This is a genomic window from bacterium (assembly GCA_037127815.1).
Classification (GTDB): Bacteria; Patescibacteriota; Minisyncoccia; order Phycocordibacterales; family CAIZLB01; genus CAIJKW01.
This window is the reverse complement of record JBAXXP010000001.1, coordinates 1-17163: the sequence shown is the minus strand read 5'-3', so window position 1 is coordinate 17163 and position 17163 is coordinate 1. Positions and strand designations below refer to the sequence as shown.

The following is a 17163-nucleotide window of genomic DNA, read 5'->3' as shown; positions in this document are numbered from 1 at the left end:
TAGTTAGGTGGGGCATGTTCGGTATAACGCTACATGGTTTCCATATTCATCGTGGCTGTGCACCGTGCGCCCGATATTAATTCTAATATTAAATATATAAATATGACTGATACAGCAAAGACAACTTCATGGATGATTATAATACTTATTCTAGTCGGAGGTATTTGGTGGTTCATTGGTAGTAATCCAGAATCCCAAGTGCCAACTGTTGCTCCAGTTCAACAATTTGAATTACAAGCTACAACAACGGAGGTATCTGCAGTAATTGAAGACGCTAGCACATCAATTTCAGTACAAGATAACTCAGACGAGGCTCTTACTACAGATTTGAGTAAAGTCGATGATCAAATTAAAGCCTTGAACACAACTTCAGCTAATTAATAATTAATAATTGGGATCAGGCGTTTTTGGTCAAAGACCTAAAACATGTAACCGACTCCCAAATCAAATAAAATATGAAAAATAATAAAATAAAATTGATTGTGACTCTGGCTTTGGTTTTGACATTATCTTTTTCTTCACTACCAGCTTTGTCAAAAGCTGCGGATATTAATGCCGGTACTACATCACCGAAACCATTGATGAGAGGTAATGGTATAAAGGCTAAGATACAAGCTAGAGCAACATCAACAGCTTCATCAACTAAGGCTACAAAGATTGCAAAAACAATTGTTGATGCAATAAAGAAGGCTGATACAGAAATTACAAAAAGAGTTGAAAGTCTAAATAAGACATTGGAGAATGTTAATGGAATGAAAAATGTTTCAGCTTCAGAAAAAGCAACATTGTCTTCAGAAATACAATCTGAGATTTCAAAACTACAGGCTCTAAATTCTAAAATTGCGACAGATACAGATATTGCAACAATTAAGACAGATTTAGCTACTATTATTTCCGGATCAAGAATATACGCATTGGTAATTCCTAGAGCAAACATCTTAGCTTCAGTTGATAAAGTGAATACAATAGCAACAATGCTCGAAACTGTAGCTACAAAATTACAAATAAGAATAGATGAGGCAAAGGCAACAGGAACAGTTGTAACAACATTACAAACTGCACTTGATTCAATGATAGTAAAGACAGCAGATGCAAAAAAGGAAGCATTAACTGCTCAAACAACAATTTCAGGATTAGTTCCTGATAATGGAAACAAGGCAACTTTAGAGGCAAATACTGCAGCTCTTAAGTTAGCAAGGACTAGTATCAAGAATGCAAATGCAGATTTGGCAGCAGCTAGAAAAGCAGCTTCAATAATCACAAACGGTCTTAAGGCTCCAGGAAGTAAGGCTGTTAAAAAGGGGGATTTGAAGAAGACTACAACCTCAAAGTCAAATTAAATTACAATAGCTTAAATGCTAACCTAAAAATCCCATCTTTAAAAGGTGGGATTTTTTTGATATATAAAATGGCATTTGTAAATTCAGGTGTTGCAGTTCTTGTTTGCGTTTTTGGTGCTATAATTAGCGTATGAAAACAAAGACTAAGGGAAATAAATATTTGGGTATAATTTTACTTATAATTATTCTAGTTGTTGGAGCCTGGTACTTGTTGGGTAACAAGAAAAAAGAAGTTCATAATTTTGATAATGTGAATACGAGCGCAACTAGTACGAGTAATTTAAACTTCGACCCTTTAAATTTTTCTTATGATATTGAAGGTGAAAAAATTACATTAGCCAACGGTACATCGACATCAGATATAGTACCTGGATCCGCCGAGAAGCTGGAAACTACTGTGTTTGATAAGCCAGCTATTGGAGACTTAAATAATGATAAGGAAAATGACTCAGCTGTACTTTTGGTACAGGACTCTGGAGGAACTGGTTTATTTTATTATGTGGTTTCTGTAATGAATAACGCGGGTGTTATAAAAAATACTAACTCTATCTTTATAGGAGATAGAATTGAACCAATAAGTATTAAAATAAGGAATGGTAAAATTGAGCTAGTTTACATTGATAGAAACACAGATGAGCCGATGTCAGCTGAGCCCACGGTAAGAACAGTTAAGACTTTTGAAGTTAAGGGTATGATATTGCAATAATAATTTAAGGTTAGGCGCACGATTTAGGTCTTTGACCAAAATCGCCTGACCTAAAATAATAATAAATGTTGATGCACGTAAAGATTAAGCCGGATAGTAAGGAAGATAAAATCGTTAAAAAGAATGATGCGAGTTTTATTGTTCATGTAAAAGAACCTGCGGAAGGGAATAGGGCCAACAGAAGAATGATTGAATTGCTTGCTGGGGAATTTAAGATTGTTAGATCAAAAGTTAGAATAGTTACAGGGCATCATCATCCGTCTAAGATTTTGGATATAGTGGAGTAGTTTTACTAGTGGTTTTATTTAGAATTTCTTTATGAAAATAGCAGGAGTGGTTTGCTACCATCTAGGGGTGAAATTAACCTCAATATATATAGATGCAGCTAATGTTATTCTGTGTGCAAAAAGAATAAATTTTAATTTAGATTTAGGTAAGCTTTTTAAATATCTTTATGATAAACATAAAGATTGTAAAATAATTTTCTTTGTCGGTGATGTCCTGTATTTAGAAAATATTAAATATACTCTCAATGAGTACCGTGTTGAATTAGTCATAAAACAAATATCTATGGAGGGAGGTAGAATTAAAGCCAATTGTGACGTTGAACTAACAAACAGAATGACACTAGACGTGGAGAGAAGTCTGGTTGATAAAATAGTAATAATATCAGGTGATGGGAACTTTGTCTTCTTAATGGATTACGCTCGTGATATGGGTAAATTAGTTTTATGTATAGCGGTGACTCCATCAAGCACATCGATTTTTATAAAACAGAGATCATACTTAAGGCTTATGTACTTGATACAAATTAAGCGTCATCTAGAAAAATAAAAAAGCTCTCATTAAGCACGCGGCTTAACAAGATCTTTTTTGGCGTATTTATAGTATATAGTAGGGCGCTCGTTCGTGTCAAATTAATAGGATTCTATCGGTGGCAATCGGTATATTTTATATCTACTAATGGTTTTATTTAGAATTTCTTTATGAAAATCATAGGTGTGATTTGTTATGTTTGTTGAATGGAAAAAGAAAAAAAGATAGAGAAATACAATGATTGGAATAGTAAAAAACAAAGTATTCAATTTGCTGAACATTATCAAAATCAGGTGATGTACTTTAGAGAGGGTGACGTATGGTGGTGTTCTGTTGGTATTAATGTTGGGGAGGAGTCGTTTGGCAAAGGAGATGTATTTAGACGTCCTATTTTAGTAATTAAGAAATTATCCTCAAGTCTGTGTATCGGGCTGCCGATGACTTACAAACAAAAAAAGGTACATGGTTTTCAAACGTCAGATTGAACAATGAGGTTGTATGTGTGATGTTATATCAGATTCGCATGATTGATAAAAAGAGATTATCTGTAAAAATAGGGGAACTTAGCCTATCTGATTTAAATAAGGTAAAAGAAAAACTCAAGATTTTACTTGAGCTTCCCTAAAATTGTCATCTGGTTCATTGCTAAACCAGAATCAAAAGATCAACTGTGCACGTTAATCTCAAAACGTACTTACAGTTTATCATGGATTATATTTTTGTGTCAAATTAATCAGGTTCTACGAATATTAGCGTTATAAGTAGTCTTTGGGCTATTGTGATATGTATTAATTCCTCAGCGCACGCAAAGCATTTAATATAACCAAAACATCAATCGCTTCCTGAAGTAGCGCACCTGAAATTGGAGTTATAAAACCAAATATAGCAAAAACCATTGCTGTTAAACTTAATGCCATTCCAATAAAAATAGACTGCATGGCAATGGTCATTGTCTTATGGCTAATCTGAATTAATTTTAAAACCTTTGCTGTATCATCTGAGGTAATTATTGCATCAGCTGTATCCGTCGATGCAGTTGCTCCATGATATCCAAGTGCAATACCAACGCTTGCTCGTCCGATTGCTGGTGCGTCATTAACTCCATCACCAATCATCACTACAGGCTTTCCAGCGGCTTCATATTTTTGTATTAAATCCATCTTATGTTCTGGTAGACAATTCGCTTCAATTATCGTAAAACCTAATTCTTCACCAATTTTTTGAGCCCTATCCTCAGTGTCGCCAGTTACCAAAACAATTTCAGCTCCTGTTTCTTTTATCTTTTCTAAAATATCAGCAATGTCACTTCTTATTTTGTCTGAGAAAGTCATCACTGCAACATTTCTGTTATTAACCGCAATGTATATTGCCATCTCCCCTGTGGCCTTTGCTTCTGCGACAAGTCTTTTTGCCTCACCGCTAATTGTAATTCCTTTTGATTCTAACAGGGACGCTCTACCGTCAACAACTGTAGCCTCATGACTATTTGTCTTAACTATCCCACTTATACCCTGACCTAATGTTTCTTCAAACTTTTCAGGTACAAATAAATCAAGTTTTTGAGTGTTAGCAAGGGCTACAATACTTTGTGAAAGTATATGTGTAGAGAATTGTTCAACAGAAGCAGAGAGTGCTAAGACCTCCTCCTTGGTCCACTTTTTTGCTGATATACCTTTATCAGAACTATTATCCAAAATAATAATTTTATTCACCTGAGGTACACCAAAAGTGAGCGTGCCTGTTTTATCGAAAAAGAAAGAATGCGCTTTTGTAATTAATTCAAACACTCCACCATGCTTAACTATAATTCCATTCTTTGCTGATCTACTCATTCCAGCAATGAAAGCAATCGGCGCCGCTAGGATAAGAGGGCAGGGTGTTGCAACAACTAAAACAGCTGCAACTAGTTTTGGATCAATGTACCATGCGATACCAGCCATAATGAAAGTCGTGACAGTGAAGACTACACTGAATTTGTTTGCCAACCTAACTGTGGGAGCTTTTTCATCTTGAGCTCTTTCTACTAATCTGATGATTGCTGAGAAAGTACTTTGTTCATAATTTGTTGTAGACTTAATATAAATTACATCAACTGTATTTGTAGTACCACTCCAAACCTTTGAACTCGGTTTAACACTCCTTGGCATTGGTTCTCCGGTAACAATAGATTCATCAATTGAAGATACTCCTGAAACAACAACGCCATCGACGGGCATAATTTCTCCTCGTTTAATAAGTAGTGTGTCACCAATTTTAATTTCTTGAACAGTTATATCCTCAAAATTTGTTGTACCTTTTATAACTCTATGTGCCTTTGTGGGGGCGTATCTTAATAGATTTTCCAGTGCATTTTTTGCTTGGCCTTCTGCATATTTTTCAAGAAAAACTCCAGTAGAAAGCATTAAAAGAATAATTGCACCAGCGAGATGCTCGTTGGTCAAAAGCGTTGCTATAATTGCAAAAAGAGCGATAAGATCCACTCCAAACTGTTTTTTGTATATGGAAATTATTAGATTATAGGCTATAGGAAGGGAACCTATAATTGTTATGGATACAATAATCGTATCAATATATTGCCTATATTCTGTGGATCTTAGAAAGGCATAGCTTATGAGGGCAATCAAGATAGTCACGACAAGTATGCTATTTGAGTTGATGTATTTTTTCATGTTATTCAGTCTATATTTTACAGCATATTTACGCCTTTTGCATTATTCTCAAAAAATATTAAAATAAAGAGAAACCATGCCCAATTCCAAAATCAACAAAACAAACAAAATCGCAAAAAAACAGATAAAAACAAGTAAAACAGATAAAGTGGCTAAAGACAAAAAAATAGTAGATAAGCATAAATACATATTCGTAATTGGAGGGGTTATGTCAGGAGTAGGAAAGGGAATCACTACATCGTCAATTGGTACTATACTTGAGGCTAAAGGATACAAAATAAATATAATGAAAGTTGATCCGTATCTAAACGTAGATGCGGGTACTATGAACCCCACCGAGCATGGTGAGGTTTTTGTTATGGACTCAGGACTTGAAACTGATCAAGATATGGGAAACTATGAGAGATTTCTTAATCGATCATTAAAGAAGGAAGATTATATGACATCTGGAATGGTATATAAATATGTTATAGATAAAGAGCGTGCACTTGGCTTTGGTGGAAAGTGTATTGATGCAGATAATATTAGAGACGAAATTGTAAATAGATATGAAGCTTCTGGAAAGATGAATGATTCTGACATAACAGTTGTTGAAATTGGTGGAACTGTTGGCGACTATCAAAACATTATGTTTATTGAAGCGGCTCGTGTAATGAAACTTAGACATCCAAAAGATGTTGTATTTATTTTGGTTTCCTATATGCCAATTCCAAACAAGATTGGAGAAATGAAAAGTAAGCCAACTCAAAATGCTATTAGACAATTAAACTCATATGGAGTTCATGCAGATTTTATCGTTGCAAGAAGTGAAGTTCCAGTAGATAAAAAGAGAAAAGAGAAAATTGCTTTCTCATGTAGTGTGCCCGTTGATAATATAATATCAGCGCCTGACATAGATAGCATTTACGATGTTCCTATCAACTTTGAAAAGGATCAACTTGGAGAGATGATAATTAGAGAGCTTTCCTTGGAACATAGAAATACAGACATGAAAGCATGGAAGGGTTTTGTTTCAAAAGTAAAAGCAGCGAGCGATGCTGTAAAAAATGATGATGGAAAAAGTGGAAAGAAAACATTAAAAATTGCGGTAGTTGGAAAGTATTTTGACTCAGGAGATTTTGTCTTTTCTGATGCCTACGTTTCTGTTATTGAAGCAATTAAGTTTTCTGCATATAAGTTGGGGATTAAGGTTAAATTATCGTGGTTAAATTCTAAGGATTTTGAGAAGGACCCAAAGACAATTAAAAGTCTTAAAGATTACGATGGAATAATCGTTCCAGGCGGGTTTGGAAATTCTGGAATTGAAGGCTTAATTAGTACCATAGAATTTGCTCGATTAAACAAGATTCCATACTTTGGTCTTTGTTATGGAATGCAGCTTCTGGTAATTGAATACGCTAGAAATGTTTTAGGTTGGAAAGACGCAAATACTGCTGAGATTAATCCTAAAGCAGAACATGTGGTTATTGATATAATGCCTGATCAGAAGATTAAATTAGACAATGGTCATTATGGCGCATCGATGAGACTTGGTGCATACGAAGCTCACATAGAGAAGGGGACAATTGCACACAAAGCATATGGCGAAGATGAGGTTATTGAAAGACATAGACATAGATATGAGGTTAATCCTGAATATGTTGAGGAGATAAGGACTGCTGGGTTAGTATTTTCTGGAAAGTCTCCAAATGGTAAGCTGATGGAAATTGCAGAACTTCCAAAAAGTGAACACCCATTTTTCTTGGGTACACAGTTTCATCCTGAGTTTCTTGCAAGACCACTTGATCCGCATCCTTTGTTTACAGAGTTTTTGAAGACAATTATTAGTCTATAGTTCAGGGCTGCGAATATAAAAAACCTGTAGTATTAAAGTTTACTACAGGTTTTTTTGTATATTAGTTGTGGATACTTAGACTATTTCAATTCAAACATTGCGAAATCGTTCTTGAACATCCACTTTGATATACAGTAAATTGAGTAGGTAATAAAGAACGCCGATAGAACATCTATTGAATAGTGAAGGTGACCCATTAAAACTATAATTCCAAAGAAAACAGATGTTGCAATGAAAACTATTCTAAGAGCTTTCTCTTTCCAGAAAATTAAGGCTAGTAAAAAGGGAAGTCCTGTGTGGGCCGAGAAGAAAAGATCTCCACCAAATGTGAATAACCTCATCCAGTTTGCTCCGTCAAGTCCGATTATTAATCTATCTGGAAATGGTCCAATATGAGTAAGCGAAACGAAGGTACTTCTAATTAATATAAAAATAGCGATACTTTTTAATATGAAGGGAATTTTGTGAGGTTTGTTAAAGCAGTAAACAAGTAATACAGCCCACATTACAATTGGTCCGTAGATGAAGATATTGTGAACATCATAAACTGGAATATTACTAAGTACTATATCATTCACTGAATTTCCGGCTTTAAATGTTGCAAATCTTCCCGCAAAGAAATTTGCAACAAGCGCGAGTCCGAGAAAAATTGCACTATCTAGTATAGCGATAGTGTAGGTCTTACTTTTTAAATACGCTAAATTTTTTGGGTTTATTTGATTCATGTTATGTATGTGTAGTCTTATGATTCTATCATTTTTCAGACCAGCAACCAAGTATTTTAGACGGTCTCTTTTGAACTGATATTTTTTGGCTAAAATCAATGGACCAAAAACTGAGAAATTAAAAAACCGCGGCGCACTGTGCGTCGCGGTTGGGTTTGGTCTGGATTGAAGAGGGTGGTTAAATCCTCTCACGCTTCCCGAATATACTAACGGATTCCTTGAAGATCTCCGTCCACGGAATTGACATATTGAAGGCCCCAGCCAACTCATTCAGTTCCTTTCGTTTCTTGTCTTCCTTGGGGTGTTTTGATTCACCAGTCAGACTCTCAATTTTGACCACCTTGTAGGCGATTGCATTTGCAATCGTCTTGAACAGTGGTTCCATTAGGTAGGCACGCAGGTCGGCGTCGTCAGTATATTCCTGCTGTACAGCGGGAATGGTGACCCCCTTCGTAAGCTGCAAAAGTTTTCTCCGATTAGGAGACCACTTCTTGGCTAGGCCGATGATGAGCCTCATTTTGTTGTTCTTTTTATCGAACTTGCCCATCATCGTTCCAATGATAATGGTGCCAGGCAGCAAATACCACAACGGCAGACCAAAGTCCACAATCACAGCTGCAATTGCTAATGAAGTAATCATCAACAGGACAATTTTGATTTGGTTCCAGCTTCTTGCCTCTTGCAAACAGTCTTCCGCATTTACCTTGAAGATAATGCCTTTGTCATTTGGGTGCACAACAGCATTGATCCTCCCAAATAGTCCGCCTGTCTTTTCAATCAGTTTTTTTTGGTTAGTCGTCATTTTTGTGTATGCCTAGAATCTAAGTACTTTTTCATCACTTTCAGGTGACGTGGCACAAGCCCAGATGTCAAACGAGTAACCCACACAGGTGACTCGGGTTCGATGACACCCTTTTACCTAGTGGAGTATTCGGCGGTAACTCTTTTCATATTATATTATGGAATATGTTTATTGTCAAGGGTAATAATAAGGTTGTTCAACCTGGCTTGTTTTGATTTCTGACAGAATTCTAAATATTCAAACTTGTGCTCTTGGTAGCTATTTGAAATTAGATACTTTATTATACGTAGTAATATATGTAGTATCCTGTGGAGCTTTGTATTAGGAGCTTTGTATTATATAGAATATGGACGATATCTCAAAAAAAACAGATGGCGAGCTAGTAGAACTACTTATTGCGTCAAAACATGGAGCTATGTCTGTTTTAATTGACAGATATCAAGCCCCACTTTCAAGGTACCTTAAGCGAATTGGTGTTTATAAGGATGAGGATATGGAAGATCTTCTTCAGGATGTTTTCATAAAAATTTATAAAAATATAAACTCTTTCAATAAGGACCTTTCTTTTTCTTCTTGGATTTACAGAATATCTCACAATGAGGCTATCTCATTTTTTAGGCACAATAAGGCGAGACCGGAAGGTAACATGATTGACGATAGCGAGGAAATTATCTTTAGAATTGAAGATGAAAATATCGATTTGGTTCAGGAAATTGATGAAAAAATAAATTCCAAATTATTAGGTAAGGCAATTTTAGAAATCGATCAGAAATATAGAGACGTTCTAGTCCTCAGATACTTTGAAGACAGAGACTATGAAAATATATCTGACATTTTACAAATTCCAACAGGTTCGGTCGCAACACTTATCCGAAGGGCCAAACAGAGATTGGGGGTTAAATTAAAACATCTTGAAAATTCGATTCAAAAATAAAAACATGGAACATAAAATAAAAACACAAATAAATAGCAATACATACACAAAAAAAGATGAAAATCTGGAAGCTAAGGTGTTGGGGCTTATCGAAAAAAATAAAATAAAACCTACGTCTAAGTATTATTTCTCTGCTAGAAATAAAGCCTTCTGGTCCTTATTTGTTTTGTCATTGATAATTGGGTCTATAGCTTTTTCTGTGATGATTTTTACTTTTACTAATTCAGAGTCTGAAATTTATGAAATAACTCACGACAGCATCATCGAGTTCATACTAGAGATGACACCATATATATGGATAGTCTTATTTGCCACATTTGCATTCCTGGGATATGAAAATTATCGACATACAAATAAGGGTTATAAGTATTCTTTTAGTATAGTGCTTTTATTTGGATTAGTTGCAAATATTGCGGGAGGAGTAGCCTTACATGAGTTTGGAATTTCAAGATTAATTGATGAAAATATTACAACAAACAATATGTTTATTAGATCATCAGACTTTACGAGAAGGCAGGCTTGGAATCAGCCAGATAAAGGAGTGCTTTCTGGAGAGGTTATTTCATTTTCCGATGGTAGTTCAACTTTTGTTCTAAAAGATTTCACCGGTAATTTATGGACGATATCTTCCGATTATATTCCTGATGTAAGTCTAGATCTAATATCCACGTCATCTCAGATTAGAGTTGTTGGTATCACTAGTGGAAATGGAATAGCTTCATCTTCTATGACAAGAGTAATGAGTGCTTGCTATGTTCTTCCTTGGGATAGCGCTAAATATGCTCCTGCCGTAGCGGATATAAGAGAGCATTTAAAAAACTCAGATAAAAATGAAAGAAATATTTCAGACCAGCGTAATAACAAGTGTAAGGCTATGAAGTCATACAATATTATAAACAGTATGGTGCAATTAAAATAATCAAATGAAATTAAGAAAAGCTTTTAAAAATTTAGCTATTTCAGCCCCGTTTGTCGTTCTTTTTGCTGTAAGTGGAGGAGTATCTCTTGCTAGTGATGTAAATTCTACATCGACCCAAGTGGTCTTAACTCAAAACAAGGTAGTATCTCCAAAGCTTACGGCCGCACAAAGAAAAGTTAATTTAAAGGCTAAAATATCAACAAAAAAAATAACACCTACGTCAACATCAGTAAGGATACAAAATAATAAATCAAAAAAAATAAAGACTCCTAAAAAAGTCAAACAAAATACATCAGCAACATCAACAACATCAACAATAAAAATATAAATTAAATTCTAGTTAAATAAATACAACTCAAAAAACACCAATCTGGTGTTTTTTATTTTTCCAAAAATAGCATATAATATATCTATGACAGAAAAAATTGATACACATCAAATACACGAGGAAGTGAAGGCTGGTAATGCATATCTTTTGGATGTGAGATCAAAGGAAGAGTTTGCAGAGTTTTCACTGCCAAATTCAATCAACCTAAGTGTTGAAGATATTGAATATGGGAAGGTTCCAAATGTGCCTAGAGATTCTAAAATCTATGCTTACTGTATGTCTGGTGCAAGATCAGAGAAAGCTGTGCGTTTATTAAAATTAATGGATTTTACTAATATTGTTAATGCAGGAGGAATCATCAGCTTAATCTAGGTTCTTAAGTGGAGTTTTGAGTTATCCACAACATTTTTCTCTGTAATGTTTGACGGTGAACGTTCGTTCACTTATAATATATTTATATTAATAACAATAATTAATTTAAATAATATGAGCAAAATGACAATGATGTTTGAAATAAGAAGAGAGGTTAAGTCACTAAACAATGCTATTGATAAAAAAATAATACGTAATCAGTCTTACGAGAAAGAGTCACGCCGTCATAGACATTTGGTAAGTCAATTGAGAAAAATTGAAGGGGAGGCATCAATGGCCAGAACTTTCGCTCTAGCTTCTTTCTTCCTGTAGTCTCTGGTAAAATGAATGTGAATTCAATGAGCTGAGTAAAATAAAAATAATTAATAATGTCCTACGAAGATTATAAACAAAAAATAACAAACTTTTATAGAAGCAACAGGCGCATGCCTTGTTATTCAGAGATAATGTCCTTGCTTAGTTTTAAGTCAAAGAATGCCGTATTTAAATTAGTTAATAAATTGATTGATGATGGCATCATAGAGAAAGATTCAACTGGTAAATTGTCCCCAAGACATATTTTTGGAGAAGTCTCATTGCTTGGAGTGGTTGAAGCTGGAATCCCAACAACAGCAGAAGAGGAGGTTCTAGATACATTGAGCTTGGATGAGTGGCTTCTTGATGGTAAAAGTAGTTCCTCTACATACATGCTAGAAGTAAAAGGGGATTCCATGATAGAAGCCCATATTAGTGAAGGTGATTATGTATTAGTAGAGAGAATTGAAGGTGGTAAACAAATTAAAGATGGTGAAATAATAGTTGCGGAAATAGATGGGGGTTGGACACTCAAATACTTAAAGCATGATAAACATGGTAAGATATACTTACAGCCAGCAAATAAAAAATACTCAAATATTTATCCAGAATACGACCTTCAGATTGCTGCTGTTGTCAAAGCTGTCATAAGAAAGCTTAAATAAATTTAATTATTAGATACTTATAAAATTACAAAATGAACGAATTAAAAAAAATGAATAACAAAATACATGAAATAACTCAGGTGGGAAAGTATGCTCATGAGGCAATGATGTTTGCACGTATCGTTATCGGATGTGTCTTTATTTATCACGCACTTACTAAGCTAGGCGGACAAGGGTCAATATTTATGACAATAGTAGGTCTTGTAGAATTAGCGTCAGCGGTATTTATATTGTTAGGTACAAAAATAAGATTAGCTGGATCAGTTCTGGGAGTAGTGATACTTGGAGCGATATTTTCAAAAATATTCGTATGGAATGCTGGTTTTTCTGGAGTAGGTGGGTGGGAGTTTGATATTGTTATTATAGCCTTACTTTTTGTTCTTGTTTCAGTTGATTCAACAAAATATAGATTACCTTCAAAGAAATAGTTATAATCAATAGTAATTACGAATAGCGATTCTATTATAAACAGCCGGGTGTGAACTAATTAGTTCACACCCGGCTGTTTTATTTTAAAATAATCATAGTATACTAATTATAATGACTAGGGATAAATGAGTTTATGCTGGTTTAATAAAGTAATATAATATTGTGACTAAATCAAAGGAAGGAATTGAAAATTTTATAATTAGAAAGCTTGAGAAAGCTAACACTATAGACGAGATAAACGTGTCTTTAAAAAGTGCTGGTTTTTCTGACTCAGAGATAGAAGAAGGTATCAGTAATACCAAGAAAACCCACAGAACATTACATCAGGATGTTGCTGCAGCTAATAACTTTTTACCGACACTTAACAAGAATAAGGGTGTGGTCAAGAATAAAAAATCACCGTCAGCAGAAGATCAGCATGCTCATCTTGGGCTATTTGCTGGAAGACTGAATAAAAAAGATTTTACAATTTCTGTACTTTTTTTATTCAGCCTTTTCTTCAGTGTATTAATAATTGTAGCTAGCTTTATTCAAGCTATGTCACCGGAGGCATGGGGACTTCTTGGTCAATTAGTTGCAAGTGATACAAATAATATTTTGTTATTGTATATGCCAATTATGTTTGCACCCTTTACTTTAATTTTCCTTTCATTGATTACAAGAAGACTTCATGATTTGGAACTACCGGGAATTATAAGTTTTCTATATCTTGGAATGTTTGTTTTTCCATCTTCAGAATACGCACCCATAGGAATGTTTCTTTATGATACAGCCCTTTTTATTTTATTTATATTTCTTATGTTCGATTCTGGTATGTCCAAACCAAATAAGTATGGTAAAATATCTGTAGCACACGGTTCAACCTTTAAAAAAATACTTAATTTAAATTAAAATGAATTCATCTTTTGTTCATGCCGATATATTTTTCTTTATGACAACATTAGCAATGGTGGTCCTTACATCGCTGCTAATAATATTTTTATATTACATTATACAAATAGCTAGGCATTTGGAATATACATCTAGAAAATTAAAAGAAGAGGCTGACCGTATTATGGAAGATGTTTTGATGGTTAGAGAGTCTATTGAGGAGCAGGGAAGCAAGGCAATGAATCTAATGAAGTTTGTTTTTGGATCTTTTATTAGATCGGGTAATGGATCTGCTGGGGATGGGGAAGAAAGGACTACACGTAAATCTAGAGCTGGGGGAAAGAAGAAGGTAAAGAAAGAGGACTAGGTATTCGGGGCGTAGTTACTCACAATTTAAACCTTGGACTGAATTGCCTAATATTAGGGTATATCTATTTTGCATAATTTTTTACTCTTGATATAATATATGAGTTATGAATACAACAAAAACAGGAAACAAAGCAGGTGCTAAAAAAAGCACTGACGCTAAAGGCAGTAATGTTGCGGGTGTTCTAGGAGTTATTGGTGGTCTTACTGCAGCAGCTGCAGTTGGAGCATATTTTGTTCACAATTCAAAAGATGCAAAGAAAAAAATTAAAAACGCTAAAGGTTGGATATTAAAAGCAAAGGGTGAGGTACTTGATAGACTAGAAGACATGAAGGATGTTACAGAGGACAAGTACAAAACTAATGTGGACTCTGTATTATCAAAGTACACTAAAATCAAGAAGATTGAGGCTCCAGAGCTTGAAAAATTAGCAACAGAATTAAAGTCTCATTGGAAGACAATTTCAAAGGAATTGGGAGTAGGAGCAAAGTCTGTAAAGAAGGTCGTTAAAAAAGGGGCTGCTGTTACAACAAAAATCGTAAAAGCTAAATAGTCACCAGAATAGGTATTTAAATTATTAATACGGAAGGTCAAGACATTATATCGAGCTCTCTAACGAGGGCTCGATTGTCTATTTTACTAGTAAATATTTTGTTTTTATGTTAGAATAAAACATATGTTAAAAAATAATCTTAAACTGATTACCTTGTCATTGTTCTTGTTTTCGATTGTTTTATGTCCTGTTGAGTATAAAAAAGCTGAAGCTTCTACTGCCCACGTGGAAAAAAATTTTACTCAAACGTCTTACACTAACTTTGTATCTTCTGATGGCAGGAATATCGTTGGCGTTAGGGGCGGAACCAGATCTATCAACATTTCAACTACAAGCGGCGCTACCTTTACTCCAATCAGTCAATTGGGTACAAGTACATGGTCCGATATGGGTATAAGTATAACGGGGTCAGACGATTTTACAAAATTATGGCTAAAAACAAATACAAATATATGGTATTCGATAGATAGTGGTTTAACGTGGGCGACAAGTACTTCTGTAAATTCTATACCGCATACACAATGGAAAGACATGTGGTCATCAGCTAGTGGCGTAAATTTATTTTTAACCAATAATACTGCGCCGTATTTATATTATTCAACAACAAGTGGTGCGACCTGGGCAACTTCTAGTATACCGTCTGGATATTGGAACTATCTCACTATGTCAGCAAGTAGTACAAAAATATCTATTTCTAATGGTGTTAATAAATTTTATGTATCAACAACTAGTGGTGCGACTTGGGTAGATAGATCCGCTACTTTTCCAACAGTGGTTGGGACTTTGATGGGCTTTAAATATTCTCCTGATGGAAGTCATTTATTTTGGGCTGATGATGCTGACTCTAAGATATACACATCCATAAATGATGGTTTATCTTGGACATATTATGATATACCTGGAGTTACTGCAGGATGGGGAAAGATTGCTTCATCCTATGATGGAATGAAGGTGTTTGCAGGTCGTACACCGGATGCAGGTAATTGGTTTTTGTATAGTTCTATAGACGGAGGTACTGCTTTTGTTCGTTCTTCGGATTCGAACGTGTTTGGTACTAACGCAACGTTTGATTCAACTCCTGGAAGATTATTTGTCTCTTATGATGGTCTCACAATAACTTCACTAGATCACAGTGGCACCATCTCCTTCACCACCCCAATAATCTCCAACAACAGCCTCTCAGCCGGAGTATCTACCTCAACCATCTCCTTCACTACGGACAAATCAGCAACATCATCAGTATCATACGGTCTCGCACCAAGTATATACACTGATACAGTATCAACATCAACCGCTTCAACAACATCTTCCTTTAACATCACCAACCTCCTTCCATGCACCACATATAATTATAAATACGATGTAATGGATATATACAGCAATCCTGCCACCTCCCCCAACTACTCCTTTAAAACATCGGGCTGTATAGCAAACACCACATACATTCAATCAACCTCAACTGCAATCAGCAACCTGGGAACACTCAGTCTGGGAAACCTACACCTAACCATCCCCACCGGCTTCTCCGCAACAACAACCACCGCCCAGTTCGAAGCCACAGAACTCGCAACAACAACCGTCATCTCCACTCTCGGCAAACCAGCAAGATACAATCTATTCAACTCACTGTATCAATTGCAAGCAATGCCAACAGCAACTTCAACCCTTACAACATTCACCAATCCATTATTCATCACCCTAACGTATAACCCAGCAACACTTGGTGTCACTGATCCCTCAACCCTTACAATATTCAGTACTGATGGATCTGTATGGTCTCCGCTATCATCTTGTGTAGTTGATACTGGACTTCACACCGTAACTTGCCCAACAACACACTTCTCAACATTTGGTATCTTTGGCTTAACAATACCATCTGTAATTACAAACACCGCCGTCTCACTATCTGGTCTTCAAGCTACAATCTCTTGGAACACAGACAAGGGAGCAACAACTGGATTAAACTATGGAACAGACTCATCTGTTACAACCTCAACAACAACCGATGCATCATTTGCTTCAACATCACACTATGTGATACTCCCAAACTTAAGCTACAGCACTACATACTATTACCAAATCACTTCAACCGATGCTGACTCAAACACTTCTACAACTTCTGTAATGTCTTTCACCACATCTGCTGATCCAAGTATTGTTGTATCTTCTGGTGGGGGAGGAGGTGGTGGATATTATCCTCCAGCTCTCCTTGCTACTCTTGTCTCATCAAGCACGACATCAAACAACATTGGTTGTGCTTCCGGAAACCTATTCAGTACAGTCACAGGTCAAGCATGTGGTATTACAACTTCATCAACAAAGTACGACTTCACCAAAGACCTTAGACTTGGTATGAGAAACAATGATGTACTACAACTACAGAAGTTCTTGAACAACAATGGCTTTGCTATTGCAAAGACAGGTGTTGGTTCCAAAGGAAAGGAGACTACATACTTTGGCCCCGCTACCAAGGCTGCGCTTATCAAGTTCCAGAAGGCGAACAAGGTACCAGGTACGGGATTCTTTGGGAAGATGACGAG

Annotated in this window: 22 protein-coding genes; 19 read left to right on the top strand and 3 right to left on the bottom strand. The window is 35.5% G+C overall.

All coding sequences use genetic code 11. From position 1 onward, the window contains the following. Positions 1-102 precede the first annotated feature (102 nt). From WCQ00_00110 to WCQ00_00080, 7 genes are all read left to right on the top strand, one after another. Positions 103-381, top strand: a complete 279-nt coding sequence (locus tag WCQ00_00110) for a hypothetical protein (protein MEI6041966.1) — start codon at positions 103-105, stop codon at positions 379-381. A 74-nt stretch (positions 382-455) separates the two neighbouring features. Further along, positions 456-1340 (top strand): hypothetical protein, encoded by an 885-nt coding sequence (locus tag WCQ00_00105; protein MEI6041965.1) that lies wholly within the window; start codon positions 456-458, stop codon positions 1338-1340. A 130-nt stretch (positions 1341-1470) separates the two neighbouring features. Next, on the top strand, positions 1471-2046 hold the full coding sequence (locus WCQ00_00100; GenBank protein MEI6041964.1) for a hypothetical protein: 576 nt from the start codon (positions 1471-1473) through the stop codon (positions 2044-2046). Between the two features lie 71 nt (positions 2047-2117). Further along, a complete protein-coding gene (locus tag WCQ00_00095; GenBank protein MEI6041963.1) occupies positions 2118-2333 on the top strand; it encodes a DUF167 domain-containing protein in 216 nt (71 codons plus the stop codon). A gap of 31 nt (positions 2334-2364) precedes the next feature. Next, a complete protein-coding gene (locus WCQ00_00090) occupies positions 2365-2880 on the top strand; it encodes an NYN domain-containing protein (GenBank protein MEI6041962.1) in 516 nt (171 codons plus the stop codon). A 188-nt stretch (positions 2881-3068) separates the two neighbouring features. Continuing rightward, complete coding sequence (locus WCQ00_00085; protein ID MEI6041961.1) at positions 3069-3347, top strand: hypothetical protein; 279 nt, start codon at positions 3069-3071, stop codon at positions 3345-3347. A gap of 20 nt (positions 3348-3367) precedes the next feature. Further along, positions 3368-3487 carry a type II toxin-antitoxin system PemK/MazF family toxin gene (locus WCQ00_00080; protein ID MEI6041960.1) on the top strand — a complete coding sequence of 40 codons (120 nt, stop codon included), beginning with the start codon at positions 3368-3370 and terminating at the stop codon, positions 3485-3487. 163 nt (positions 3488-3650) lie between these two features. Here WCQ00_00080 and WCQ00_00075 read toward each other — a convergent pair whose 3' ends face one another. Then, the gene (locus WCQ00_00075; protein ID MEI6041959.1) at positions 3651-5531 is read right to left on the bottom strand and encodes a heavy metal translocating P-type ATPase; all 1881 of its coding nucleotides are present in this window, start codon (positions 5529-5531) and stop codon (positions 3651-3653) included. A 76-nt stretch (positions 5532-5607) separates the two neighbouring features. Here WCQ00_00075 and WCQ00_00070 point away from each other — a divergent pair, with 76 nt between their 5' ends. Next, positions 5608-7365 carry a CTP synthase gene (locus WCQ00_00070; protein MEI6041958.1) on the top strand — a complete coding sequence of 586 codons (1758 nt, stop codon included), beginning with the start codon at positions 5608-5610 and terminating at the stop codon, positions 7363-7365. Positions 7366-7445: 80 nt separating this feature from the next. Here WCQ00_00070 and WCQ00_00065 read toward each other — a convergent pair whose 3' ends face one another. Together WCQ00_00065 and WCQ00_00060 are read right to left on the bottom strand one after the other, a co-directional pair. Continuing rightward, positions 7446-8090: a phosphatase PAP2-related protein gene (locus tag WCQ00_00065; protein ID MEI6041957.1), complete on the bottom strand. Its 645-nt coding sequence runs from the start codon at positions 8088-8090 to the stop codon at positions 7446-7448. A 178-nt stretch (positions 8091-8268) separates the two neighbouring features. Next, a complete protein-coding gene (locus WCQ00_00060) occupies positions 8269-8892 on the bottom strand; it encodes a hypothetical protein (protein ID MEI6041956.1) in 624 nt (207 codons plus the stop codon). Between the two features lie 346 nt (positions 8893-9238). On the opposite strand from WCQ00_00060, the gene WCQ00_00055 reads away from it, so the two are divergent. From WCQ00_00055 to WCQ00_00005, 11 genes are all read left to right on the top strand, one after another. Further along, a complete protein-coding gene (locus WCQ00_00055) occupies positions 9239-9826 on the top strand; it encodes an RNA polymerase sigma factor (protein ID MEI6041955.1) in 588 nt (195 codons plus the stop codon). A 4-nt stretch (positions 9827-9830) separates the two neighbouring features. Then, on the top strand, positions 9831-10745 hold the full coding sequence (locus WCQ00_00050) for a hypothetical protein (protein ID MEI6041954.1): 915 nt from the start codon (positions 9831-9833) through the stop codon (positions 10743-10745). Between the two features lie 4 nt (positions 10746-10749). Continuing rightward, positions 10750-11073, top strand: coding sequence for a hypothetical protein (locus WCQ00_00045; GenBank protein MEI6041953.1), 324 nt, complete (start codon positions 10750-10752; stop codon positions 11071-11073). Positions 11074-11157: 84 nt separating this feature from the next. Further along, complete coding sequence (locus WCQ00_00040; GenBank protein ID MEI6041952.1) at positions 11158-11445, top strand: rhodanese-like domain-containing protein; 288 nt, start codon at positions 11158-11160, stop codon at positions 11443-11445. Positions 11446-11559: 114 nt separating this feature from the next. Next, positions 11560-11757 (top strand): hypothetical protein, encoded by a 198-nt coding sequence (locus WCQ00_00035; GenBank protein MEI6041951.1) that lies wholly within the window; start codon positions 11560-11562, stop codon positions 11755-11757. 56 nt (positions 11758-11813) lie between these two features. Continuing rightward, positions 11814-12404 (top strand): LexA family transcriptional regulator, encoded by a 591-nt coding sequence (locus tag WCQ00_00030; GenBank protein MEI6041950.1) that lies wholly within the window; start codon positions 11814-11816, stop codon positions 12402-12404. A 32-nt stretch (positions 12405-12436) separates the two neighbouring features. Continuing rightward, on the top strand, positions 12437-12832 hold the full coding sequence (locus WCQ00_00025; protein MEI6041949.1) for a DoxX family protein: 396 nt from the start codon (positions 12437-12439) through the stop codon (positions 12830-12832). Positions 12833-12995: 163 nt separating this feature from the next. Further along, a complete protein-coding gene (locus WCQ00_00020) occupies positions 12996-13724 on the top strand; it encodes a DUF805 domain-containing protein (protein ID MEI6041948.1) in 729 nt (242 codons plus the stop codon). 40 nt (positions 13725-13764) lie between these two features. Next, positions 13765-14070 carry a hypothetical protein gene (locus WCQ00_00015; protein ID MEI6041947.1) on the top strand — a complete coding sequence of 102 codons (306 nt, stop codon included), beginning with the start codon at positions 13765-13767 and terminating at the stop codon, positions 14068-14070. Positions 14071-14176: 106 nt separating this feature from the next. Beyond that, a complete protein-coding gene (locus tag WCQ00_00010; GenBank protein MEI6041946.1) occupies positions 14177-14623 on the top strand; it encodes a hypothetical protein in 447 nt (148 codons plus the stop codon). A 123-nt stretch (positions 14624-14746) separates the two neighbouring features. Then, a partial coding sequence (locus WCQ00_00005) for a peptidoglycan-binding protein (protein ID MEI6041945.1) occupies positions 14747-17163 on the top strand: 2417 nt, incomplete at its 3' end.